The sequence below is a fragment of the Granulicella pectinivorans genome (genome assembly GCF_900114625.1).
GTDB lineage: Bacteria > Acidobacteriota > Terriglobia > Terriglobales > Acidobacteriaceae > Edaphobacter > Edaphobacter pectinivorans.
On record NZ_FOZL01000001.1, the window covers coordinates 994,176 to 1,017,520 of the forward strand.

20 protein-coding genes are annotated in these 23,345 nt (G+C 62.8%); 13 read left to right on the forward strand and 7 right to left on the reverse strand.

The window, feature by feature from the left end:
• Positions 1-18: 18 nt before the first annotated feature.
• From BM400_RS03955 to BM400_RS03965, 3 genes are read right to left on the reverse strand one after another with little or no spacing between them, the layout of a single operon-like run.
• Entirely contained in the window at positions 19-1,296 is a 1,278-nt protein-coding gene (locus BM400_RS03955; RefSeq protein WP_089836820.1) for an MFS transporter, read from the reverse strand.
• The gene (locus tag BM400_RS03960) at positions 1,293-1,625 is read right to left on the reverse strand and encodes a hypothetical protein (protein ID WP_089836822.1); all 333 of its coding nucleotides are present in this window, start codon (positions 1,623-1,625) and stop codon (positions 1,293-1,295) included. Before BM400_RS03960 ends, BM400_RS03955 begins: the two co-directional genes overlap by 4 nt.
• An 8-nt stretch (positions 1,626-1,633) precedes the next feature.
• Positions 1,634-2,215 carry an isochorismatase family protein gene (locus BM400_RS03965; protein ID WP_245781670.1) on the reverse strand — a complete coding sequence of 194 codons (582 nt, stop codon included), beginning with the start codon at positions 2,213-2,215 and terminating at the stop codon, positions 1,634-1,636.
• A 52-nt stretch (positions 2,216-2,267) separates the two neighbouring features.
• Here BM400_RS03965 and BM400_RS03970 point away from each other — a divergent pair, with 52 nt between their 5' ends.
• From BM400_RS03970 to BM400_RS04000, 7 genes are all read left to right on the forward strand, one after another.
• Positions 2,268-2,870: a TetR/AcrR family transcriptional regulator gene (locus BM400_RS03970; RefSeq protein ID WP_175528855.1), complete on the forward strand. Its 603-nt coding sequence runs from the start codon at positions 2,268-2,270 to the stop codon at positions 2,868-2,870.
• Positions 2,871-2,923: 53 nt separating this feature from the next.
• Positions 2,924-3,271 carry a PadR family transcriptional regulator gene (locus tag BM400_RS03975; protein ID WP_175528856.1) on the forward strand — a complete coding sequence of 116 codons (348 nt, stop codon included), beginning with the start codon at positions 2,924-2,926 and terminating at the stop codon, positions 3,269-3,271.
• Positions 3,272-3,296: 25 nt separating this feature from the next.
• On the forward strand, positions 3,297-5,924 hold the full coding sequence (locus BM400_RS03980) for an ABC transporter permease (RefSeq protein WP_089836828.1): 2,628 nt from the start codon (positions 3,297-3,299) through the stop codon (positions 5,922-5,924).
• Positions 5,925-6,007: 83 nt separating this feature from the next.
• Positions 6,008-6,391 (forward strand): BlaI/MecI/CopY family transcriptional regulator, encoded by a 384-nt coding sequence (locus BM400_RS03985; protein ID WP_089836830.1) that lies wholly within the window; start codon positions 6,008-6,010, stop codon positions 6,389-6,391.
• 31 nt (positions 6,392-6,422) lie between these two features.
• On the forward strand, positions 6,423-8,414 hold the full coding sequence (locus tag BM400_RS03990; RefSeq protein WP_089836832.1) for a M56 family metallopeptidase: 1,992 nt from the start codon (positions 6,423-6,425) through the stop codon (positions 8,412-8,414).
• A gap of 93 nt (positions 8,415-8,507) precedes the next feature.
• A complete protein-coding gene (locus BM400_RS03995) occupies positions 8,508-9,287 on the forward strand; it encodes a hypothetical protein (protein ID WP_089836834.1) in 780 nt (259 codons plus the stop codon).
• Between the two features lie 87 nt (positions 9,288-9,374).
• Entirely contained in the window at positions 9,375-9,584 is a 210-nt protein-coding gene (locus tag BM400_RS04000; protein WP_089836836.1) for a hypothetical protein, read from the forward strand.
• A gap of 61 nt (positions 9,585-9,645) precedes the next feature.
• On the opposite strand, the gene BM400_RS04005 is transcribed toward BM400_RS04000, so the two are convergent.
• A complete protein-coding gene (locus tag BM400_RS04005) occupies positions 9,646-10,698 on the reverse strand; it encodes an NAD(P)-dependent alcohol dehydrogenase (protein WP_089836838.1) in 1,053 nt (350 codons plus the stop codon).
• 132 nt (positions 10,699-10,830) lie between these two features.
• Between BM400_RS04005 and BM400_RS04010 the strand changes: the two genes are divergently transcribed.
• Genes BM400_RS04010 through msrA form a run of 3 tightly spaced genes read left to right on the forward strand, consistent with a single transcriptional unit; the run spans position 10,831 to position 14,486 of the window.
• Positions 10,831-11,754, forward strand: a complete 924-nt coding sequence (locus tag BM400_RS04010; protein WP_217644075.1) for an AraC family transcriptional regulator — start codon at positions 10,831-10,833, stop codon at positions 11,752-11,754.
• A gap of 32 nt (positions 11,755-11,786) precedes the next feature.
• Positions 11,787-13,733 carry a tRNA uridine-5-carboxymethylaminomethyl(34) synthesis enzyme MnmG gene (mnmG, locus tag BM400_RS04015; RefSeq protein ID WP_089836840.1) on the forward strand — a complete coding sequence of 649 codons (1,947 nt, stop codon included), beginning with the start codon at positions 11,787-11,789 and terminating at the stop codon, positions 13,731-13,733.
• A gap of 54 nt (positions 13,734-13,787) precedes the next feature.
• Entirely contained in the window at positions 13,788-14,486 is a 699-nt protein-coding gene (gene msrA / locus BM400_RS04020) for a peptide-methionine (S)-S-oxide reductase MsrA (RefSeq protein ID WP_089836842.1), read from the forward strand.
• Between the two features lie 65 nt (positions 14,487-14,551).
• On the opposite strand, the gene BM400_RS04025 is transcribed toward msrA, so the two are convergent.
• Positions 14,552-14,848 carry a DUF5076 domain-containing protein gene (locus BM400_RS04025; protein ID WP_089836844.1) on the reverse strand — a complete coding sequence of 99 codons (297 nt, stop codon included), beginning with the start codon at positions 14,846-14,848 and terminating at the stop codon, positions 14,552-14,554.
• A 41-nt stretch (positions 14,849-14,889) separates the two neighbouring features.
• Positions 14,890-16,089, reverse strand: a complete 1,200-nt coding sequence (locus BM400_RS04030) for an alpha/beta hydrolase (RefSeq protein ID WP_245781671.1) — start codon at positions 16,087-16,089, stop codon at positions 14,890-14,892.
• 119 nt (positions 16,090-16,208) lie between these two features.
• Between BM400_RS04030 and dnaB the strand changes: the two genes are divergently transcribed.
• A complete protein-coding gene (gene dnaB / locus BM400_RS04035) occupies positions 16,209-17,609 on the forward strand; it encodes a replicative DNA helicase (RefSeq protein WP_089836846.1) in 1,401 nt (466 codons plus the stop codon).
• On the opposite strand, the gene BM400_RS04040 is transcribed toward dnaB, so the two are convergent.
• The gene (locus tag BM400_RS04040; protein ID WP_141223800.1) at positions 17,574-18,698 is read right to left on the reverse strand and encodes a hypothetical protein; all 1,125 of its coding nucleotides are present in this window, start codon (positions 18,696-18,698) and stop codon (positions 17,574-17,576) included. The genes dnaB and BM400_RS04040 overlap by 36 nt on opposite strands.
• A gap of 771 nt (positions 18,699-19,469) precedes the next feature.
• On the opposite strand from BM400_RS04040, the gene BM400_RS04045 reads away from it, so the two are divergent.
• Positions 19,470-22,787 (forward strand): glycoside hydrolase family 38 N-terminal domain-containing protein, encoded by a 3,318-nt coding sequence (locus BM400_RS04045; protein WP_089841466.1) that lies wholly within the window; start codon positions 19,470-19,472, stop codon positions 22,785-22,787.
• A gap of 172 nt (positions 22,788-22,959) precedes the next feature.
• Positions 22,960-23,337, forward strand: a complete 378-nt coding sequence (locus tag BM400_RS04050; RefSeq protein WP_089836850.1) for a VOC family protein — start codon at positions 22,960-22,962, stop codon at positions 23,335-23,337.
• Positions 23,338-23,345 lie beyond the last annotated feature (8 nt).

The following is a 23,345-nucleotide window of genomic DNA, read 5'->3' on the forward strand; positions in this document are numbered from 1 at the left end:
CAAAAGGCAAAACGTTCTCTACGAGGGCAGAAGCTTATCTTCGGCAGGCAGAAGGCCCTGCTCGCGGTAGATGGGCTCGATGGCGGCGTCGACGCGTGGGAGATCGAGGGTGAAGGCCAGGCATCCGGCGAGGCAGAAGCCTCCGGTGACGAAGACCGTGTGGGGAGCGCCGATGCGATGCGCGAGGGCTCCTGCCATGAGGCTGCCGAAGGGAGCGGCGCCGAAGAAGGCCATGGTGTAGAAGCTCATGACGCGGGCGCGCATGGTCTCCGTGACCAGCGACTGGATGATGGTGTTGGCTCCGGAGGCGCACTGCATGATGCCGAAGCCGACGAAGACCATGAGGATCAGCGAAAGCCATAGCGCGTGCGAGAGGCCAACGCCGATGAGGGCTGTGCCGAGGATCGCGGAGGCGATCTGCAGGTTGCGGGTGAGGCCGACGACGGACTTGCGGACGGCGAGCGACAGGGCCGAGGTGAGGGCTCCGAGACCGGCGGCTCCGCTGAGCCAGCCGAGGGTGGTGGCGTTGCCGTGGAAGATCTGCGCGGCGAAGACGGGCAGCAGCACGGTGTACGAGTAGCCCATCATGGCGAGCAGGGCGAAGAGCATGAGGATGGTGCGGATGGGACGAAAGGTGACGACGTAGTCCCAACCCTCGCGCATCTGCTCGAGCATGGTCGCCTTGTGGCGGAGCGCGGGAGTGGCGTGGATGCGCATGAGGAGCAGCGAGGCGATGACGGCGAAGTAGCTGACGCCGTCGATGGCGTAGCACCAGCCTTCTCCCACGGCAGCGATGACGAGGCCCGCGATGGCGGGCCCGATGAGGCGCGCGGCGTTGACCATGGAGGAGCTGATGGCGATGGCGTTGGGCAGGTCGGCGCGGTCGTCGACCATCTGCACGAGGAAGGACTGGCGGCCGGGCATGTCGAGGGCGTTGATGAGCCCCTGGAAGATCATGAGGGCCACAATCTCCGGGAAGGTGATGCGGCCCGCAAGCGTGAGGGCGGCGAGAGCGAGCGACTGCACGGCCGCCGCGGACTGGGTGCCCAGCAAAAGCTTGCGGCGGTCGAGGCGCTCTACCCAGACACCGGCGAAGGGGCAGAGCGCGAAGGCGACGATCTGTCCGGAGAAGCTGACGACGCCGAGCAGAAGCACCGAGTGCGTGGTGCGGTAGACGAGCCAGCTTGTGGCGAGGTTGGTCATCCAGTTGCCGAGCAGGGAGATGCCCTGTCCGAAGAAGTACAACTGGAAGTTGCGATGCCGGAGGGCTCGCCATGCGTGGGAGAAGCGACTCAACGCTTCTCCGCTGGGTTGAGGCCGCCGTGGAACGGCGCGAAGAAGTGGGAGGACATGAGGCTCATGAGCAGTACACCGGCACCGAAGGCGATGGCGTGGTGCGGCGTGCGCAGGTGAAAGCGGCCGACGCGTTCCAGCAGGAGATAGGCGAAGACGAGATTCGCGAAGCCCCAGAGGATGTTGACGTTCGCCGAGGAGAGGCCCTTGCCGGAGGGTTTGGCAAAGGGCGACTGGAAGGGCTCGCCGCGCAGGCCGGAGACCCAGTGCGGGATGGCGTTGGTGAGGAACATGCCGCCGAAGAAGTAAGCAATGAGATGAGTCGCTGGCATAGGCACCTTTAGCGTGTGGCTTGGAGCAGTGTGATGATCTCTTGGGCGGTGCCGGTTTCGGCGATGCGGGGGAAGATGCGGGCGATGCTGTGGTTGTGCGCGTCGAGGTGCAGGTCGGTCATGGCGTCGATGGCGAGCGTGACGTTGAAGTCGAGCTCATGCGCCTGGCGCGCGGTGGATTCGACGCCGATGCTGGTGGCGACTCCAACGATGACGACCTGCGTGACGGACTTCGATTGCAGGTACTCGGCTAGGCCGGTGTTGGTGAAGGCACCCCAGTTGCGCTTGATTACGAGGTGGTCTTCGGGCTGATGGTTGAGCTCGGGGACGAGGTCGGCGAAGCCCTCAGGGAGGTTGTAGGCGCGTGGCGCCTGGTCGGCACGGCCGTGTACGGCGGGGTTGACGCTGACGAGGACGACCGGCAGATGTTGGCTGCGAAAGGCCTCGGCGAGCGCACTGGACCTGGCGACGACGTCTGCGGTGGGGTGGGCGGTGGGCATGGCGACGATGCCCTTGACGAGGTCGATGACGATAAGCGCGGTGTTGGGGTCGAGCGTGGTGATGGGCATGGAAGCACCTGCTTTAAACATGAGGGTAGCCTCATGTTTCGGATAGCCTTAGAATATGAGGGTGTCCTCAACGATGTCAAATGTACGACGTACGCCGCAGCAGGGGCGTGGTGCGCGCAGGGTAGCGCAACTGCTGGAGGCGGCGTCTTCGGTAATGGCCGAGGTGGGGTACCAGGCGGCGACGATGACGGCGATCGCGGAGCGCGCGGGCGCGTCGATCGGCACGCTGTATCAGTACTATCCGGATAAGGATGCGGTGCTGGATGCGCTTCGTGTGCAGTATGTGAAGGAGTTCGAGGCGCCGTGGGCTGCGTTGAAGGCCGAGGGTCAGAAGCTGGACCTGAAGCGTCTGGTCGACAGCATGGTGGATCTCTTCGTGGAGTACATTGCCCGGCGTCCGGCGTACCTGCCGCTGATGACGGTTCCCCGCAATTCGGCTCGCGATATGGGCACCCGGAACCGCTTGCGGGAGCACCTTGCGGGGCTGTTCCGTGAGCGTCAGCCCGATCTCACGCATGAAGAGGCGTTTCGTATCGCGAATATGACGATGCAGGTGTTGAAGGGGTTGAGCCCTCTGTTCGACGGCGCGAGTGCGAAGGAGAAAGAGGCCATCATCGGCGAGTTCAAGGTGTTGCTGGTGGAATATCTCAGCGCGCGGTTGAAGGCTACGGACTAGATTGTCTCGTTGACATGCCTAGTGTTCTAGGGGTATGTTTTCTCTAGACTAAGATGTCTAGGGGTAGAGACGCCGTGGCCAAAAACGATCTGCAGGGTACGCTGGATCTCCTGGTGTTGAAGACGCTGTCGCAGATGGGTGCGATGCATGGATATGGCATTGTGCTGCATGTGCAGAATGCTTCGGCCGAACTGCTGAAGGTGGAAGAAGGGTCTCTCTATCCGGCGCTGCATCGCATGGAGCAGACGGGGTGGATCGTGTCGGAGTGGGGGCTGACCGAGACCAATCGCAAGGCCAAGTTTTACAAGCTGACGGCGGCAGGCAGGAAGCAGATGCGCGCGGCGGAGGAGAGCTTCGAGCTGCTGGTGAAGGGTGTGCGGGCGATGCTGCGGTACGCGTAACTGATTCGCAAACGGGGAGGATGTCATGTCACTGATGCGGCGCATTGCCAATCTGTTTGTGCGGTCGAAGGTGGAGAGCGAGATCGAGGCCGAGCTGCGGGCGCACATCGAGATGCGCATGGAAGACAATATGCAGCACGGGATGACGGAGCAGGAGGCGAGGCGCGATGCGCTGGTGCGCTTCGGCAACGCAGCGGCGACGAAGGAGCGTGTCGTGGGGGTGGATGCGGCGTTGTGGCTGGAGAGCGCGTGGGCGGACGCGCGATATGCGTGCCGGGGACTGGTGAAGAATCCGGGGTTCGCGGTGACGGCGATTGCGGTGCTTGCGCTTGGGGTGGGTGTGGTGACGGCGATCTTCGCGTTTGCGGATGCGGTGTTGATCAAGCCGGTGCCGTACAAGGAGCCGGCACGGCTGGTGGGGTTGTTTGAGAAGACGCCAATGGGGCCGCGGTATCACCTGTCGTATGCGGACTATGTAGCGTGGAAGAGTGGAAACAAGAGCCTGAGTGCGCTGGAGGCGTTCGATGAGGGGCCGTGGCCGTTGAAGACCGATGCAGGCATGGAGCTGGTGGATGGCGGCTCGGTGACGGCGGGGTTTCTACGCACGCTTGGCCTGGCTCCGGTGCTGGGAAGGGACTTTCGTGACGGCGATGATGCCCCCGGCGCGGAGGGTGTTGTGCTGCTGAGTTACAGCGCGTGGCAGAAGCGGTTTGGCGGCCGGCGCAATGTGCTGGGCGAGTCGATTGTCGTCGATAACGAGGTGAAGACGATCGTCGGTGTGCTTCCGCCGCAGGCCGCGTTTTCGCCGGTGGGCACATGCGAGTTCTGGACGACGGTGCGGGTGCAGACCGGCATCGACAGCAGAAGGGACCATGGGCTCGGCGCGATTGGGCGGCTGAAGGATGGGGTGTCGATCGAACAGGTCTCGGAGGATCTGGATGCGATCTCGGCGGGGCTGGCGCGGCTGTATCCGGATACGAACGGCGGGCATAGCGCGACGGTGGTGCCGTTGAGTGAGGTGATGATCGGGAGGCTGCGTCCGCTGCTGCTGCTGATGTTGAGTGGTGGTCTGCTTCTGCTGGTGATCGCTTCGGTGAATGTGGCGAGCCTGCTGCTGGTGCGGACGGAGACGCGGCGCAGAGAGTTCTCGTTGCGGGGTGCGCTGGGTGCTTCGCGTTCGCGGATGGTGCGGCAGTTCTGCATCGAGGCGATGGTGCTTGCGGTGGCGGGGAGTGCAGTGGGGCTGGGGTCGGCGTATGGCTTCATGCATCTTCTGCTCGGTTTGATTCCGTCGACGATGCAGGACGATATGCCGTATCTGCGTGGGCTTGGGCTGAGCGGACATGTGCTGTGGTTTGCGGCTGCGATTACGTTGGGGATGATGGCTCTGCTGGCGGTGACGCCGCTGGGAAGGATCGCGCGGGGGGATCTGCGGGGTGGCCTTGCGGATGGCGGCCGGACCGCGGCGAATGGAGTGTGGAAGCATCTTGGCGCGAACCTTGTGGTGCTGGAACTTGGCATGGCGATGGTGCTGCTGGTGGGTGCGGGATTACTGGGCAAGAGTCTCTACAAGCTGATGCATACGGAGATCGGGATGGAGTCGAAGCATCTTGCGATTCTGCGGATGCGGGCTCCGGATGCGGGGTATGCGACCGATGCGCAGAGGATCGGGCTGGCGCAGCGGATCGGCGCGGAGGTACGCCGTCTACCGGGAGTGAAGGACGTGGCGATGGCGGAGCTTGTGCCGGTGTCGAGCGGGTCGTGGGCGAGCGCGGGGTTTCAGATTGTGGGGCGGCCGAGCCATGACAAGAACGAGGCGAAGAGTCTTACGGTGAGCGCGAACTACTTCAGCACGCTTGAAGCGACGCTGCTGCGTGGCCGGTATTTTCGAGACGGAGAAGATGCTTCGAAGCCTCCGGTGGTGGTGGTGAACCGGACGTTTACGCAGCGCTATTTTCCCGGCGAAGAGGCTCTTGGGAAGATGATCCAGTTCGATGGAGCGGTCGCGGCGATGGAGGTTGTGGGGGTGGTGGAGGACATCCAGGAGGGGCCGCTCGATACGATGGTTCCGCCTGTGATGTACAGGCCGCTCGAGCAGGATCCTATGCGGAACTACTTTGTCGTGGTGAGGACGGAGCAGGCTCCGCGGGGGATTGTGTCGGCGCTGTCGTCGACGGTGCATGCGCTGGATGCGGGGATTCTGGTGCTGGATGCGGAGACGATGGATGACCGGATCAACCGCTCGCAGGCGGCGTATCTGCATGTTGCATCGGCGTGGCTGGCGAGTGGATTTGCGTCGATGGCGCTGCTGCTTGGGGTGGTCGGATTGTATGGTGTGGTGGCTTACTCGGTGAGCCAGAGGACGCGCGAGATTGGCGTGAGGATGGCGCTGGGGGCGCAGCGTAGCGGCGTGTATGGGCTCATCCTCAAAGAGGCCGCGCGACTGGTGGGGGTGGGTATCGGCGTCGGCATGGTGTGCGCGGTGTGCGCGGCGAGCCTGTTGGGGAAGATGTTGTACGGCACGGCACCCTGGGACGCAGCGACGCTGGTGACGGTCGCGGCGGTGCTTGGAGGCTCGGCGATGGTGGCGAGCTATCTGCCGGCACGGCGGGCTGCTTCGGTGAATCCGGTCGAGGCGCTGCGGGCGGAGTAAGACCTCTTCCCCGCGAAAATATTTTTCTCTATCTACGAAACTCTTCGTTGACATGTACGAATAAGTTCGTATATGTTTCTCGCATGATCAAGACGAAGCTGATTCCGAAGCCGACCGAAGGGGAACTGGAGTTGCTGACGATCCTTTGGGAGCGTGGGCCCGCCACGGTACGCGAGTTGTTCGACGCGGTGAATGTCGAGCGCCGCGTGGTGTACACGGGTGTGTTGAAGCTGCTGCAGATTATGACGGACAAGGGTCTTGTTGTGCGGGACGAGAGCGAGCGGGCGCATGTGTATCGTGCGGCTGTGGAGCGCGCGGATACGGAGCGGCAGTTCGTGCAGGAGTTGAGCGAGCGCTTCTTTGCAGGCAGTGCGGCACAGCTTGCGCTGCGGGCGCTGGAGATGGACACGGCTTCGGATGCGGAGCTGGATGAGATTCGGAAGCTGCTGCGGAAGAAGAGGTCGTAAGGGCGTTTCCAGGGGATCGGGAGGCAAGGCGATGACGGCTCATGGATGGATCGATAACGGTGAGATGGTGGCTCTGGGATGGACGCTGCTGCACTTCTGCTGGCAGGGTACGGCGTTGGCGTTGGTGTACGCGATCGTCAACCGCATGACGCGTCATGCGGCGACCAAGACGCGGTACGGCATTGCGATGCTGGTGCTGGCGCTGATGCCTGTTGCTGCCGCCATCACGTTTCTGGAGCAGGAGCGGCTGGTGGTGCGGGTCGCGCGACCGGGGTATGCGGTGATGGCCTCGCAGCTTGGCGCGCTGCACGGCACACTCGTCGCGGAGATTCCGGCGGCGGCTCCGGCGGTGGAGACCAGCGAGCTTTGGATTGCCTCGCATGCGGATCGTCTGCTGCCGTGGGTCGACTCGGTGTGGATGGGTGGCGTGATGCTTCTTGCGCTGCGTGCGTTGGGAGGATGGTGGCAGCTCGAGGGTATCCGCAAGCGCGCGCAGGGCATGATGCCGGTGGAGGTGATGGCGAGCTTCTATCGTGTGTCGCGGCAGCTGCGTATGGGACGCAGGGTGGTGCTGCGTGTGTCGGACGAGGTGATCTCGCCGCTGGCGATGGGAGTGTGGCGCACGGCGGTGATTCTTCCGGTGTCGGCGATGCTGCGCCTGGAGAGGGAGCAGTTGGAGGCGGTGCTGGCGCATGAGTTGGCGCATGTCCGGCGGTGGGACTATGTCTGCAACCTGGTGCAGACGGGCGTGGAGTGCCTGCTGTTCTTTCACCCAGCCGTGTGGTGGGTGAGCCGCAGGACGCGGGAGCTGCGCGAGGTCTGCTGCGATGAGATTGCGGCGCGGAGTTGTGAAGACCCGCTGGTGTATGCGGAAGCGTTGTTGCAGCTGGAGGAGCAGCGTTCGCAAAAGCTGCATTTGGCGATGGCGCTCGATGGCCATCGTGGGACGTTACTCACGAGAGTGAAACAGATTCTTGGAGAGGGGATCATGATGGAGAGCAAGACGGTAAGTGGAATGCGTGTTGCGGTTGCGGGCGCCGTGATGATGGGGCTTCTTGTTGCCCCGCGTGTGGCGAAGGGGCTGAATGCGATGCCTGTGCTGACGAATGTGGGGCCGGCGATCTTTGCGCCGGAGGTGGAGGTCGCGAGCAAGACACCGGTGGTGCATGCCGTTGTGCCGGTGCCTGCGTCCGCTCCCGTCGCGGCGCCCGTACCTGCGCCGGTTGCGGCAGCGATGCCCATGCCTATGCCAATGGCACTGCCCATGCCGACGCCCGAGCCAGGCGATCGCCAGGACGAGGTGAAGGGCAATGGCACGGACTATATCAACGGCATGCGTGCGGCGGGCTATCCGCTGGACCTGAACAAGGATCTCGACACACTGGTATCGTTGCGCGCCGTGGGGGTGACGCCCGAGTATGCCAAGGCGATGGCGCAGTCGGGGCTGGGTACGCCGGGGCTGCACGATCTGGTTGCGCTGAAGGCGCAGGGGATTACGCCGGAGTATCTGGCAGGGCTGCACGCCTCGGGAATTCCGCCCAAGGACTTTCACGAGGCGATCGGCGAGAAGGCTCTGGGCGTGACGCCCGAGTATGCGAAGGAGATTGCCGCGCTGCACATGGGCGACCCATCGGTACACGAGCTGATGTCGCTGAAGGCGCAGGGCATCACGCCGGAGTACGTGGCGCAGATGAAGGCCTCGGGTATCGCGTTCAAGGATCTGCATGAGGTGACGAGTGCGAAAGCTGTCGGCGTAACGCCGGAGTTTGCGAAGGGCATGGCGGCATCGGGCTTCCCGAATATGTCCACGCATGAGCTGATCTCCATGCGTGCGCAGGGTGTGACGCCGGAGTACGTGACCTGGGTGAAGAAGACCTTTCCCGATGCCGACATGCATAACGTGCAGCGGGCCATGGTCTTCCACATCGACGATGCCTTTATCGCCAAGGCCAGGGCACATGGCTTCAACGATATGAGCCTGGACAAGCTGGTGAAGTTGAAGATGACCGGCCTGCTCGACTAAGAGCGAATACCCCTACACAAGCTGGCAGCAGGATAGACACCACACGTGGGACGTGGGCTGCCCTTACTACGTTCTTTTTCAGGAGAGAAGATCATGAAGCGAATGATGATGATGGTGTTGTTGGGCGGTCTTGCGATGTCGGCGCAGGCGCAGATGCGGAAGGGGCTGTGCATGCTCTCGGTGTCGGAGGGCAAGGTGCAGCAGGCGGACCTGGTGCTGCGTCGTAACGAATGCAGTGATTCCGAGCACGGGAGCTGCGGGACATCGGAGAACTCAAACCTTGCGTGGAGCCGATGGAGCGGTGTTTCGGCCTCTCAACTGGGGCAGGAGGGTGCGCAGTTGAAGGCTGCGATGAGTGGCGAGCCAGGGCAGCTTGTCTGCACCGGGACCGTGCATGACGGCATCCTTGCGGGGCGGTACGAGTTTACGCCCAACCCGACGTTTCTCGCGTCGATGGGTGCGCTGGGCTTCGACGACATCTCGCCCAGCAAGCAGGAGGGCTTTCTTCTGCTGGACATTACGACGGATTGGGTGAAGCAGATCAAGGCGGCGGGCGTCACGGAGCTTTCGACCGGCAAGATCATGGGGCTTCGGGCACTGCATGTGGATCTCGACTACATCCACGGGATGGCGGCGGCGGGGTATCCGGAGCTGCGTGCCGGCAAGCTGACCAGCATGAAGGCCGTGGGGGTTACGCCGGAGAAGGTGCGCGATGCGAAGGCGATGGGCTTTCAGCCGACCGAGGAAGAGCTGATCCAGATGTCGGTCTTCAAGATCGACAGGCCATTCCTGGAGCGGATGAAGGCGCGGGGCATGGGGAACGCGACGATTGCGCAGTTGATCAAGATAAAGATCTTCAAGCTCGAAGATTGAGCCGATGCGATTCTCTTCGGAAGCGGCATCCTTACGGTCTTCTGCATCGTATTGTTGAAGAAGACCGCAAGGAGGCCGCCCTTTTTTATGGGAAAACGTAAGAGTGTTGTTTTGTCGCTTGTGCTGACCTTTTTCTTTGGGCCGTTCGGCATGCTGTACAGCACGGTGCCCGGCGCGCTGGTGATGATGGTGCTGTATGTGGCGATTGGCATTCCAACCCTGGGTTGGGGGCTTGCGGTGCTGCATCCGATCGCGATGATCTGGGGCGCAATCGCGGCGGACCGCGCCAACCGCTAACAACTAAAACGACGATGCCCCACGCGGATAGGCATGGGGCATCGAGCGTTGCGCGTGTGGGCTACTTCTTCAGCGATGCGATGTCGATCACGAAACGGTACTTCACGTCGCTCTTCAGCAGGCGCTCGTAGGCGTCGTTGATCTGGTCGATGTCGATCATCTCGATGTCGGAGACGATGTTGTGTTGGGAGCAGAAGTCGAGCATCTCCTGGGTTTCTTTGAGTCCGCCAATGCCTGATCCTGCAAAGGAGCGGCGGCCCATGATGAGGGGGAAGGCGGCGACGGGCATGGGGTTCTCGGGTGCGCCGACCAGGGTGATGGTGCCGTCGACGGCGAGCAGGTTCAGGTAGGCGTTGATGTCGTGGTCGGCGGAGACGCAGTCGAGGAGGAAGTCGAAGGTTCCGGCGTGCCTGGCCATCTGCTCGGGGTCGGTGGAGAGGATGACCTCGTCGGCTCCGAGGCGGAGGGCGTCTTCGATCTTGCTCTTCGAGGTGGTGATGACGACGGTGTGGGCTCCGAAGGCGTGGGCGAACTTGACGCCCATGTGGCCCAGTCCTCCGAGACCGACGATTCCGACCTTCTGGCCTGCCTTGACGCCCCAGTGCTTGAGCGGCGAGTAGGTGGTGATGCCGGCGCAGAGGAGGGGAGCGACGGCGGGCAGATCGAGGTTGGTGGGGACGTGCAGGACGAAGGCCTCGTCGACGACGATGCTCTCGGAGTAGCCGCCGTAGGTGCTGCCACCGGAGATCTTGTCGGGGGTGTTGTAGGTCTGGGTCGCGCCGTTCAGGCAGTACTGTTCGAGGTCGCGGGCGCAGGAGCTACAGGTGCGGCAGGAGTCGACGAGGCAGCCTACGGCGGCGAGGTCGCCTTGCTTGAACTTCGTGACGGCCGAACCGACGGCGGTGACGCGGCCGACGATCTCGTGGCCGGGAACGACGGGGAAGGTGGAGAAGTGCCACTCGTCGCGGGCCTGATGCAGGTCGGAGTGGCAGACGCCGCAGTACAGGATCTCGATGGCGACGTCGGAGACGCGCGGTTCGCGGCGTTCGATGGTGTGGGGAGCGAGCGGGGAGGTGGCGGTCTGGGCTGCGTAGGACTTGGTCGCGGTCGACATGGTGTTTCTCTCCTGAGGTACTGTTCTATCTCACCGCATACGGGCGTCCGGGACAATGCATAGAACTGCCTATCGCTTGCCTGATTCTGCAAAGATCATGACAGTGGGGTGAAGATTGGGTAGGTTAAATGTATGGATATCGTGGAGCAGAACCGGAAAAAGATGGTGACGCTGCTGGAGCGGATGGCGAAGCCGGAGGGGATGCGGGAGACCTCGCTCCCGGGCGTGCGGACGATGCGGGCGAGCAAGCCTTCGCGGCGGATTCCGATTCTCTATGAGCCGTCCATGATCTTCGTTCTGCAAGGGAGCAAAAAGGGCTATCTGGATCAGGAGACCTTTACCTACGATGCGCTGAACTACCTTGTCCTGACCGTGCCGCTGCCGTTCGAGTGCGAGACGACGATTGGAGAGGATGGGCCGTTCCTGGGGCTGTCGGTCCAGGTGGACCTGGCGCTGGTGGGCGAGTTGCTGATGACGATGGGGATTCGCGCGGTACCGCCGGCGGGGGGGTGCCTGGGCGGGGTGCAGTCGACGCCGCTCGAACTCGACTTGAGCGGGGCTCTGCTGCGTCTGCTGGAGTGTTTGCAGTCGCCGGTGGAGGCGCGCGTGCTGGGGCCGGCGATCGTGCGGGAGATTACGTACCGGGTGCTCCGTGGCCAGCGTGGCGGGGCGCTGGAGCAGTTGCTGCCGATGGACGAGACGCGGATGCAGATGCATCGCGTTCTGCACCGCATGCATGCGGACTATGCGCGGCCTCTGCATATCGCTTCGCTGGCGAGTGAGCTGGGGATGAGCGTTTCGGCGCTGCACCACAACTTCAAGGCGGTGACGGCGACCTCGCCGCTGCAGTATCTGAAGACGATTCGACTGCACAAGGCGCGGATGCTGATGGTGCAGGACTCGCTGGGGGCGTCGGTGGCTGCGGAGCGCGTGGGGTACGAGAGCCCGTCGCAGTTCAGCCGGGAGTTCCGCAGGATGTTCCAGGCGACGCCGATGGAGGAGACGGAGCGGGTGCGGGCGGCGATTGGGCTGATGCGAGAGACTGCGGTGGCGTAATCGGCACTGGAACTCGCTAAAATAAAGGGTAGATGGCGTATACGGAACAATACGATGTGCTGATCGTCGGCGCGGGCCATGCGGGCTGCGAGGCTGCGATGGCGTCCGCGCGGATGGGGCTGCGAACGGCGCTGTTTACGCTGAATCTCGACCTGATCGCGCAGATGTCGTGCAACCCTGCGATTGGCGGGATCGCCAAGGGACACCTGGTGCGCGAGATTGACGCGCTGGGCGGCATCATGGGCGAGGTGGCGGATGCGACCGGGATCCAGTTTCGACTGCTGAACACTTCGCGTGGGCCCGCTGTGTGGAGTCCACGGGCGCAGTGCGACAAGGCGCTCTACCGCGTGAAGATGCGCGAGGTGCTGGAGTCGCAGGCGAACCTGTTTATCAAGCAGGCCGAGGTGATCGATCTTGTCCTGAACGAGGGCGTGGTGGGTGGGGTGCAGCTTCGGGATGGTCGAACTATCTTTGCCAAGGCGACCATCGTTACGACCGGCACCTTTCTCAATGGCCTGATCCACTGCGGGGAGCAGCAGTACACGGCGGGCCGTTCGGGGGAGCCCGCTTCGGTGCTGCTGGGTGAGGCGCTGAAGCGTCTTGGTTTGCGGGAGTGCCGGTTGAAGACGGGGACGCCGCCACGTCTGGACGGGCGGACGATCGAGTGGTCGAAGTTTGTTGAGCAGCCCGGCGATGCGGACCCCACGCCGTTCAGCTTTCGGACGCGCTCGCTGCCGTTGCGCCAGATTTCGTGCCACATTGCGACGACGACGCCGGAGACGCTGCGGCTGATTCGGGAGAACGTTCATCGGTCGCCGATGTATACGGGGCAGATCGAGGCGATTGGGCCGCGTTACTGTCCTTCGATTGAGGACAAGATCGTCCGTTTCCCGGATAAGGCGCAGCACCAGTTCTTTCTTGAGCCGGAGGGGTTGAACACGCACGAGGTGTACGTGAACGGCATGTCGACGTCGCTCCCGATGGAGGTGCAGGCGGCGATGGTGCACTCGATTCCGGGGCTGGAGAATGCCGAGATGCTGCGGCCTGGATACGCCATCGAGTACGACGCGATCGACCCGACGGAGCTGGACCGCACGCTGCGTGTGAAGCAGTATGAAGGGCTCTACCTGGCGGGGCAGATCAATGGGACGAGCGGGTATGAAGAGGCGGCTTGCCAGGGGATCATGGCGGGGATCAATGCCGCGCTGTTTGTGAAGGGTGAGCCGGGCTTTACGCTGGACCGCAGCGAGGCTTATACGGGCATCCTGATCGACGACCTGATCGCCAAGGGCACCAATGAGCCTTACCGGATGTTTACCTCGCGGGCTGAGTTCCGGCTGCATCTGCGGATCGATAATGCCGACACGCGGCTGACACCGCATGGACGGCGGCTGGGGCTGATCGACGACGCGGCGTGGGCTGCCTATGAGTCGAAGCAGGCGCGTGCCGTGGCGTTCGAGAAGCTGCTGGCGACGACGCGCGTTACGACGGAGCAGCCTACCGATGCTGTTCGGGCGGCGCTGCCGCATGAGGACATGCACACGCTGAAGGGGCAGACGTACGCGCAGCTTTTGAAGAGGCCGGAGCTGACCATTGAGCTTCTGGTTCCGATGCTTTCTCTGAAGCTGGTTTCCGAGTCCGCGCTTGCGCCCTGGGCGGACGCGATGCAGCAGGGTGCCTTGCCGGCGTGGGTGCGGAATGAGATGAAGACGGTCGAGACGGAGATCAAGTACGCGGGGTATCTCTCGCAGCAGAGCAAGGCGATCGACAAGCTGAAGCGTGCCGAGGGCCGGTTGATCCCGGAGTGGTTCGACTATCGCGCCTGCTCGGGGCTTTCGCGCGAGATGGTGGAGACGCTGAGCCGGGTGCGGCCGATGACGCTTGGGCAGGCGGGGGGGATTCCCGGGGTGACGCCTGCGGCGGTGGCGCTGGTGAACTGCTTTCTGGAGATTCAGGGCAAGGCGCGGGCCTCGGCGTAGCCGTGCGGAGAATCTAACTGTAACCTGCGGACGTCCTATAGGCAGAGGCATTTTATGAATACGACTCTTCGCACCGCCGTTTATACCGCTCTTATCCTTGCCGCTGTCTTCCTCGGCTACCGGGGGATTCTGTCTCGTGCGCAGGCTGCGCCTCTGCTGAAGACGCCGGCTCCTGTCCCGCAGGTCGATGAGGCCGCGCACCCCGGACGCGAAAAGGCCGTCTTTGCCGGAGGATGCTTCTGGGGCACGCAGTCCGTCTTCCAGCGCGTGAAGGGAGTGACGGCCACCAAGGCCGGATACGCCGGTGGCTCGGCCGCCACCGCGACCTACGACCAGGTCACGACCGAGACCACGGGACATGCCGAGTCGGTCGAGGTGGTCTACGATCCGTCGAAGATCACCTATGGCCAGCTTCTGCGCATCTTCTTCACGGTCGGGCATGACCCCACGCAGTTGAACCGGCAGGGTCCGGATGTCGGCACCAGCTACCGCTCGGCGATTTTTTACTCGAACGAGGAGCAGAAGAAGGTGGCGACGGCCTATATCGCGCAGCTTGAGGCAGCGCACATCTTTCACGGCAAGATTGTGACGGAAGTGACTCCGCTGAAGGGCTTCTACGACGCCGAGAGCTACCACCAGGACTACGCGACGAACAACCCGAACAATCCTTATATCCAGGTCTGCGACAGGCCGAAGATCGAGGCGCTGCGGGCTGAGTTTCCGGAGCTTTTCCAGACGTATAAAGGCAAGTAAGCCAGCGGGACTGTGCGGTCCTCGCGTTGGTCGGAATTCAGATTCCGACCAATGCGAGGACCTTTTTAGTTCACTTCGCCTTCGGGCTCGTCGGTTGGATCGTCGATCTCGGCCTGGAAGCCTTCGAGGAGTCGCTCGAGGAAGGCTTCGGGGTCGACCTTTTTGTCCTGCATCTGGTGGGCGTTGGCGATGTGCCGGGCAAGATCTGCCAGGACGATGCCCCAGGCGAACGGGTCTTCCCACGCGCCGCTCTGGATCGAAACGTGCTGGCCCTTCTCCGCGATCCAGACCCGCATCACCTCAAACGACGCCTTATCCCGCTGCGCCGCCGGCGGAATCGCCAGACTTTTCTCGACACCCATTCGCAACCCTCCCGATCTCTCTCCATTCTGCCATCATCGGGTTACTTTGCCTGAAACAGGAGGGGGAGCAGGTTGCTGAGGTTGTCGCGCCAGACCGGCCAGACGTGTCTTCCGGGTGTCACGACGACCTTGGGGTCGACGTTGCGCTCCTTCAGCCAGCCGATCAGCTTCTGGTTCGGTGCGAATAAACCGTCCTCCGATCCACAGGAGATCCACAGGAGCTTGAGCCGCTTGCTTAGGCCTGCGCCGGAGGTTTCGGTGATTCCGGGGAAGATCAGCTCGAAGTTGCGGTCGCCCAGGCCGCCGGCGCTGAATCCAGCGACATAGGCGAAGTCGTCGGGATGGTTGAGGCCCACGAGCAGGCTCTCCGCGCCGCCCATGGAGAGCCCCGCGATGGCGTGCTGGTCGCGCCCGGGTGCAAGTGGGTACTCCTGCGTCACGCGCGGCATGACTTCCTTGTAGAGCGCCTCGCCGAAGCGCGAGAAGTTCAGCCGGACGAGCGCCTGATCCTGCCAGGCGGCCCAGCCGCGCGTGATCATCTCCATGGAGCCGTAGCCCGTCGGCATCACGACGATCATCGGCTTCGCTTTGCCGGCGGCGATCAGGTTATCGAGGATGAGGTTGGCCTTCGCCATCGCGGTCCAGGCGCTGGCGTCGTCGCTGTAACCGTGCAGCAGATACAGGACGGGGTACTTCTGCTTCGACGCCGCGTCGAAGCCGGGCGGGGTGTAGACGTAATATTCGCTGTCGGTGTTGACCAATGCGGAGTGGTAGCGGTGCCGGTGGACCACGCCATGGGGCACGTCGCGCAGCTCCCACGGCTTGCCGCCGGGCACGAGGAAGACGTTTTCCACGCGGAAGTAGCTGGTTTTGACGGTCTGGTTATGGGGGTCGACGACGTCGGTGCCGTCTACCTTGAAGGTGTAGGAGTAGTACTCCGGGTCGAGGTGTGCGGCGGTATAGGTCCAGGCGCCGGTGGCGTCTTTCACCATGGGAAACGGCGCGGCGTAGCCCTCGATGGAGATGGTGACGGCTTTGGCGTTCGGCATCTCGAGGCGGAAGTCGACGGAGCCGTCGGGATGGACGACCGGGCTGGCTGCGGGAGCGGCGACCAGGGGCACGGGGGCGGTGGACTGGGGAACCGCCTGCTGGGACCATGCGGGGGCCGCGATCGCGATTGCAGCGAGCGCCAGAATGCGCGTTACATCGAGGAATCGAGGAAAACTCGGGTTTGTCGACATCAGAAGACACCTTCTTTCGAGGCACCCAAAATATCACGGGCGCATTTCGTCCGGTTCTTCCACGGTCTGAGGCGTTAAATCACAGGCGCACACAGCCTCAATTCGCCGGACAATAAGCTATGGCTAGCTTCGCTCAACTCCAAGACCTGCAGGGCCTCCCCGCCTCTCTCCACGCCGAGGTCGCCATCCTGGGCGCTATGATGCTCGACGCGGTCGCGATCTCCGACGCGACGGGCCGCCTCAAGACAGAGGACTTCTCGCTCGACTCGCACCGCCGTATCTTCGACGCCATCCTTGAGCTCATGACCGTGGGGCATGCCGTCGACCAGATCACCGTCGCCGAGGCGCTCTCTTCCAAGAAAGAGCTGGAGGCCATCGGGGGACGGGCTTACATCGCCTATCTTGTTGAGGGGATTCCGCGCAATCTGAATATCGAGTCGTACGTCCGCATCGTCAAGGACAAGTCTCTTTTGCGCCAGATGATGTCGATCTTCCAAGAGGGAGCGACGCGCTCCGCCGATCAGTCCGACGACGCCATCAACGTTCTCTCCGACATCGAGCAGCGGCTGGGCGACGTCGCCGACCAGGCGATTACGCGTTCGTTTTCCGGCATTGCGGAGATCGTGGCTTCGTCCTTCGGCAGTATCGACAAGCTCTATGAGCAGGGCCGCGAGATCACCGGGTTGTCTACGCACTACACCGAGTTCGACCGCATGACCTCCGGTCTGCAGCAGTCCGAGCTGATTATCATTGCCGCGCGCCCGTCGATGGGAAAGACGGCCTGGGCTATCAATATCGCGCAGAACTCCGCGGTGCGCGATGGCAAGGTGGTTGCCGTCTTCTCGCTGGAAATGTCGAAGGAGTCGCTGCTGCGACGTATGCTGGCGTCCGAGGCGCTGGTGAACTCGCGCAAGATTCAGACGGGCTTTCTGCCCCGCGAAGACAAGGGCAAGTTGCTCGCGGCGCTGGAGCGCCTGATGGAGTCGAAGATGTTCATCGACGATACCCCGGGCATTTCGCTGGCTGAGATGAGAGCCAAGGCTCGGCGTCTGAAGCAGCAGGAAGGCGCGCTCGATCTGATCGTGATCGACTATCTGCAGCTCATGACCGGATCGGTCTCGGGCGGGCAGAAGAAGTTCGAGAACCGTACGCAGGAGGTTTCGTCCGTTTCGCGCGGTTTAAAGGCTCTGGCCAAGGAGATGCGCGTGCCGGTGATTGCGCTTTCGCAGCTCTCGCGTTCCAGCGAGCAGCGCGGCGGCGATAAGAAGCCCATGTTGTCGGATTTGCGTGAGTCGGGATCGATCGAGCAGGATGCCGATGTTGTTGCGTTTATCCATCGCGACAGCTACTACAACAAGGATGAGAACGGGGACGAGGATCCTGAGTCCAAGGGGAAGGCCGAGATCATCATCGCCAAGCAGCGTAACGGGCCCACCGGCTCCGTGCATCTCGCTTATCTGTCGGACTACACTCGCTTCGAAAACCTAGCGGGCGGCGGCGGTGAAGGCGGCGGCTACTGAGTCGTCTGCCTCGTCGCCCACATCGGCGGTGTCACCGAGCGCTGCCGGTTTGGCCTCACCCTCGGCGGGTCTCTCCGGCGCGGAACCTGGCGCGGTCATAAAGTTTCCCAGGGACGGTACGGCGTGCACCACATCGCCCCGTACGACGTCGGGGATGGTATCGACCTTGGAGTAGACCCTTGGCCCCCCGCCCTTGTCCGATTCGAGCGCCAATCCGCCCTCTGTCGTCATCTTCGCGCGCAGCGGCGTCATGCCTGCCTTGGCGGTCTGCGTACACATCTTTTCGGCCACGACGAACTCGCACAGCGGCTTCTGCTGTCCCTGGATCAATCCGCCCGGCGTGACCCATAGCCGGATCGACAGGTAGTACTCCATCTGCAGGTAGGTCGCGGGCTTATCCTGGCTGGCGTTTCCAGTCGAGGCCGGCCTGTGCTCCCTGACATAGTCCACCTTCACAAAGCCTACGACGGCATTCCCGTCGATCATGTTCAGGCTCATATTCCGGTGATAGCCATAGAAACAGTCGTAGGCGGGATGCGACGATCCTTCGGTCCGCCCGCAGTTGTTGCTGCGCGCGATCGCTTCGGCTTCCTTCGTTTCGCCGCTGTAGAGGCCAATCAGCCGCTCGAGAACGTCGCGTCCCGCGGCTGGCGGTTCCGGTCGTTGGCTGGCCGCCGGGTCGGTGCGCTGGGTGATTCCGATGGGAGGCAGATTGGCCGGAGGAGTTGTCGCGGGAGCTCGTTGCGGAACCCAGACCTGTGCGTCGGGGGCGGTCAACGGTCTCGATGCCGGAACGGCCAGACCCTGCAGCTCGGGACGAACCCTCTCCTCCGAGTGGCGGTTGACCTTCTCTTCGGCCTCAACATACCGGCGTAGAGCGAGTTCGTAGTATTTACCCTGTTTATCGAAGTGTTGAAAGTAGGTGTACAAGACCGCCTTGTCGGCCTTCCAACGGCCTAATGCCCCCAGACTTGCCGCATAGTCCAAATAGAAGCTCTCGGGAGGATCGGTGTCGAGCTTGGCGGCGCGTTCGTAGTTTTCGGCCGCGGTCCGGTAGTCTCCCTTCGCGATCGCGTTGCGAGCGTGCATCTGGTATCGATCGAATTCGATCGTTCTGGATAGTTTCTCAGCGTGGACTGGAAGCGAGCAGAAGATGACGAGAGAGCACACAACGAAAAAGCGTTTCATGGCGGTCTATTCCTCCGGGACCAAGGGCAATCAGGGAACCCATCCCGCACCGGGCGGGCTCTTGCACCTCATCGCTCCTGCGTCTGGGGCCGGAGTAAACGTGAGTAGAACCTGAGTATATTCACGACATCGAATATTTTGGCCACCTTGCCGGAAAAATAGATGGAGATGGTACTTCGTTCGCCAACCCCGCGCCATACCTACCCATTTGAGTAGTAACCACCTTTGTTTATTACCCTTTCTCACTTAAGTAACTCCTGTTCTTACCAGGGAAATCATAGGGTTGAAGTGCTGGTATGCGTCTTTTGGCGGGTCTGCACTTTGATGTGAGCAAAATTGCACAGCCTTGAGCTCACCCGGAAGGACGTGGTTCGACCGTCGCTCCGCCCGTGGAACGCAAGGCCGGTTTCCGCACGTCGGTGCTGGTTACTTTTTCTGTCGTTTCGAACAAGCCTTTGGAGCGGGTCGAGAGAGGAGACGGATCCGCCTCGGTGGGTATCCGGTCCCTGCGGAAACGCGAGCGGTGCCCAGACCGGGCGGGCCCCAGCTCTGACCGTCCGTGAGAAGCGGATGTCGCGGCTGGTCTGTTCCTCTCTGTTCCTCACTGTTCCTCTCTTCCGGTACGTCCTCTGTCCCTTCACGGAATCGTTTCCATTTGCTAACCTTCCCAGCATGCGCACCTTCGCCTGCACGCTCGCTCTGGCTCTGGCTTCTACCGCCGCTTTCGCCCAATCGTTTACGCCCGTCCGCGAGCAGAAGAACCTTTCGCCTGCCGCAATCGCCAAGCTCCACACGCTGGAGACGCTCAACGCGCTCCCTGCGGGCAAGTGGCGCTTCCACGCGGGCGATATCCCGCACGGCGAAGCCCCGACCCTGGACGATTCGTCGTGGCCACTCGTCGAGCCCCGCTCCAAGGCGCCCTTCGATGCCGTCTGGTACCGCCGCGAGATCACCGTCCCCAAGACCCTGAACGGCTACGACATTACGGGAGCCCGCATCTGGTTCCAGTTCCGCGCCGACGCCAACGGCCCCATTCCCGAGATTATCTACTTCAACGGCAAGCGCGTCGCTCTGGGCGACGACCTCGAACCCATCGTCATGTTCGAGCCCGCCAGGCCCGGCGACAAGATCCTCGTGGCGGTCAAGCTCCTGCGCACCGTCGACGAGAAGCGCTTCTCCGGCGTCAATCTCCGGATCGACCGCGATCCCAGCGCTACCAACAGCCGTCCCAGCCCCGAGGACATCCGCACCGAGATCATTACCGCGGCGAACATCCTGCCGGCGCTCGCCACCCCGCGCAAGGACCTTCTGCCGAAGGTGGAAGAGGCGGCCGCCGCCATCGATCTGAAGGCACTGAATGCCGAAAACCAGGTTGCCTTCGACGCGTCGCTGCGGAAGGCCCAGGCGATCCTGACGCCCCTGGAGCCCGTTCTGAGCCAGGCCAAGCTCGACCTGACCGGCAATGCCCATATCGATGCCGCTTGGCTCTGGCCGGCGTCCGAGACGGTGGATGTCGTCCACCGCACCTTCACGACGGCACTGCAACTGATGAACGAGTACCCGGACTACACGTTCAGCCAGTCCGCCGCTCAGTACTACGAGTGGATGGCGGACAAGTACCCTGCGCTGAACGCGCAGATCAAGCAGCGCATCAAGGAAGGCCGCTGGGAGGTGGTTGGCGGCATGTGGGTCGAGCCCGACCTCAATATTCCCGATGGCGAATCGCTTGTGCGCCAGCTTCTGGTTGGGCAGCGTTACTTCAAGTCGCAGTACGACACGGTGGCCCGCATCGGCTGGAACCCGGATTCGTTCGGCTATAACTGGCAGCTTCCGCAGATCTACAAGCGCTCCGGCCTGGACTACTTTGTCACGCAGAAGATGCACTGGAACGACACTAACCAGCTTCCGTTCCGGCTGTTCTGGTGGGAGTCGCCCGACGGCTCCAAGGTCCTGACGTACTTTCCCACGGACTACACCCACGGTGACGTCAACCCGACCCGCATCTCGGCCGATTTCGCCGAGTCCGCCCAGCGCAACCCCGGCACGACCGAGCACATGGACCTGTATGGCGTAGGCGACCACGGCGGCGGACCGACGCGCGCCATGCTCGACCAGGCCGACCACTGGATTACGGCGGGCAAGTCCGGCAAGGACGCCGTTCCGACGATGCGGTATCACACGGCGCAGCAGTTCTTCACCGACGTCGAGGGCAAGCTCAGCACCGATTCGCCGACCTGGAACTACGACACGATCGCCAAGGGATACACCTTCCCCCAGCCGTCGGCGCCGGGTCTGATTGGCCTTCCGACCTGGAAGGATGAGCTCTACTTCGAGTATCACCGCGGCATCATGACCTCGCAGGCCAATCACAAGAAGGGCAACCGCAAGACCGAGGTGGCCACCCTCGACGCCGAGAAGCTCGCGTCGTTCGCGTGGTTGAGCGGCAAGCCCTACCCGGGCGATGCGCTCACCGACTCGTGGAAGAAGATCACCTTCAACCAGTTTCACGATCTCGCCGCCGGCTCGGGCATCGCGGTCATCTACCGCGACGCCCAGAAGGACTATACGGAGGTCTTTCACTCCGACGAGGAGATCGCCGCCGGCTCGTCCGCCACGCTGCTGGCGGCTGCCGATACGCGCGTGAAGGGCGGCGTACCGCTTGCCGTGATGAATCCCTCGGGCTGGGCCCGCAGCGAGACGGTCAAGCTCTCCGTGCAGCTTCCTGAGTCGGCCGAGGGCGTCCGCCTGTTCGATTCGCTCGACAAGCCCGTGCTCGCGCAGGTTCTCTCGCAGGATCCTGCGACGCATCGCTTCGAGGTGCTGGCCCGCGTCAACAGCGTTCCGGCCCTTGGGTACCGGATTCTCCACGCGGAGAAGGGCGATGCCAACAGCAACGCCAAGCTTCCCACCGACCTGCTCGTCGCCGACGATCCCGGGGCCTTTACGCTTTCGAACAGCAAGCTCAAGGTCAAGATCGATCGCACCAACGGCTGTATCACCTCGCTGCAGAACCTGGGCGGGGCCGAGACCATCGCCGCTGGCGGATGCGGTAACCAGCTTCAGACCTGGAAGGACCTGCCGAAGCAGTACGACGCGTGGAACATCGACCCGGGCACCCTGGACGGCACCATGACCCCCATTACCGCCGTCGACTCGGTCACGCTCGTCGACAACGGCCCGCTGCGCGCGACCGTCCGCGTCGCCCGCACCTGGCAGTCGTCGAAGTTTGTGCAGGATATCTCGCTGGATGCTGCGGCCGACGCCGTCACGGTCGCCAACGACATCAACTGGCAGGAGGCGCATGTCCTGCTGAAGGCGTCGTTCCCCCTTGCCGCCACTGGTCCGAAGGCCTCATATGAGATCCCCTATGGCTCCATCGAGCGTCCCACGACACGCAACAACTCGTGGGAGAAGGCGCAGTTTGAGGTTCCGGCGCTTCGCTGGGCGGATCTTGGCGACTCGAAGCAGGGCGTGTCGATCCTGAACGACTCCAAGTACGGCTACGACGCCGTGGGCAATCAGCTTCGCCTCACGATGCTCCGCGCGCCCACCTGGCCCGATCCTGACGCCGACCGCGGCCGCCAGCGCTTTACCTATGCCATCTACCCGCATGCCGGTACCTGGAAGCAGGCACTGACGGTTCGTCACGGGTACGAGCTCAACGACCCGATGACTGCCCAGCAGGTCTTCCCCCACACCGGCTCGCTGCCCAATGTGTATTCGTGGGGCGCGGTCGAGAACGAGGATGTCGTCCTGACCGCCGTGAAGAAGGCCGAGGACTCCAACGCTCTGGTCTTCCGCATGTATGAGTGGAACGGCACCCCCACGGACGTGAAGCTCCATGTCCCCAAGGGAGCGACCTACGCCGTCGAGTCGAACCTGATGGAGAAGACCGAAGGCGGGCACCTGCCACTGACAGACGATGTTGTGACGGTGCCCATCAAGCCCTACGAGATCCTGACAGTTCAGGTCGCCTACCCCGTCAAATAACCACTACCGCAAACGCCCCCGGCCAGAAGCTCTCTGGCCGGGGGCGTTTGCTTTGCTGCTGACACTCCGCTGACACGCCTGAGCGCTCCAAAAGAAAATCACTCCTGACAGTACGCTGTCAGGAGCCCCCTTCCATACTCACCAGGTCGCACCTCATAAGGAGACGAAAGACATGCCGCCTGCCAACGCCATTACCTGGTTCGAACTTCCGACTGCGGACCTCGCCCGCGCCGCCAAATTCTACGAGACTGTCCTGAACCGGAAGCTCATCGAGTACGCGGAGGAGCCCGACGACGTCATGCATCTTTTCCCGGCTGACGTTGCGGGCCTGACCGGAGCGCTGATTCACCGCACCTTCATGAAGCCGGGTAGCGGCGGGGCGGTCGTGTACCTCAATGTGGATGGGGATATCGACGGAACCATCGAGCGCATCCCCCGGGCTGGAGGCCGTATGCTGATCCCACGCACGAAGATCCCGGGCGGCATGGGCGTCTATGCGTGCTTCCGCGATCCCGAAGGCAATGTCGTCGGGCTGCATTCCTCCAAATAAAGCGTCCT

Coding starts and splice junctions, on each gene's coding strand:
- BM400_RS03960 (WP_089836822.1), bottom strand. CDS start 1,625: ATGCCAGCGACTCATCTCATTGCTTACTTCTTCGGCGGCATGTTCCTC.
- BM400_RS03965 (WP_245781670.1), bottom strand. CDS start 2,215: ATGTTTAAAGCAGGTGCTTCCATGCCCATCACCACGCTCGACCCCAAC.
- BM400_RS03970 (WP_175528855.1), top strand. CDS start 2,268: ATGTCAAATGTACGACGTACGCCGCAGCAGGGGCGTGGTGCGCGCAGG.
- BM400_RS03975 (WP_175528856.1), top strand. CDS start 2,924: ATGTCTAGGGGTAGAGACGCCGTGGCCAAAAACGATCTGCAGGGTACG.
- BM400_RS03980 (WP_089836828.1), top strand. CDS start 3,297: ATGTCACTGATGCGGCGCATTGCCAATCTGTTTGTGCGGTCGAAGGTG.
- BM400_RS03985 (WP_089836830.1), top strand. CDS start 6,008: ATGATCAAGACGAAGCTGATTCCGAAGCCGACCGAAGGGGAACTGGAG.
- BM400_RS03990 (WP_089836832.1), top strand. CDS start 6,423: ATGACGGCTCATGGATGGATCGATAACGGTGAGATGGTGGCTCTGGGA.
- BM400_RS03995 (WP_089836834.1), top strand. CDS start 8,508: ATGAAGCGAATGATGATGATGGTGTTGTTGGGCGGTCTTGCGATGTCG.
- BM400_RS04000 (WP_089836836.1), top strand. CDS start 9,375: ATGGGAAAACGTAAGAGTGTTGTTTTGTCGCTTGTGCTGACCTTTTTC.
- BM400_RS04005 (WP_089836838.1), bottom strand. CDS start 10,698: ATGTCGACCGCGACCAAGTCCTACGCAGCCCAGACCGCCACCTCCCCG.
- BM400_RS04010 (WP_217644075.1), top strand. CDS start 10,831: ATGGATATCGTGGAGCAGAACCGGAAAAAGATGGTGACGCTGCTGGAG.
- mnmG (WP_089836840.1), top strand. CDS start 11,787: ATGGCGTATACGGAACAATACGATGTGCTGATCGTCGGCGCGGGCCAT.
- msrA (WP_089836842.1), top strand. CDS start 13,788: ATGAATACGACTCTTCGCACCGCCGTTTATACCGCTCTTATCCTTGCC.
- BM400_RS04025 (WP_089836844.1), bottom strand. CDS start 14,848: ATGGGTGTCGAGAAAAGTCTGGCGATTCCGCCGGCGGCGCAGCGGGAT.
- BM400_RS04030 (WP_245781671.1), bottom strand. CDS start 16,089: ATGTCGACAAACCCGAGTTTTCCTCGATTCCTCGATGTAACGCGCATT.
- dnaB (WP_089836846.1), top strand. CDS start 16,209: ATGGCTAGCTTCGCTCAACTCCAAGACCTGCAGGGCCTCCCCGCCTCT.
- BM400_RS04040 (WP_141223800.1), bottom strand. CDS start 18,698: ATGCACGCTCGCAACGCGATCGCGAAGGGAGACTACCGGACCGCGGCC.
- BM400_RS04045 (WP_089841466.1), top strand. CDS start 19,470: ATGCGCACCTTCGCCTGCACGCTCGCTCTGGCTCTGGCTTCTACCGCC.
- BM400_RS04050 (WP_089836850.1), top strand. CDS start 22,960: ATGCCGCCTGCCAACGCCATTACCTGGTTCGAACTTCCGACTGCGGAC.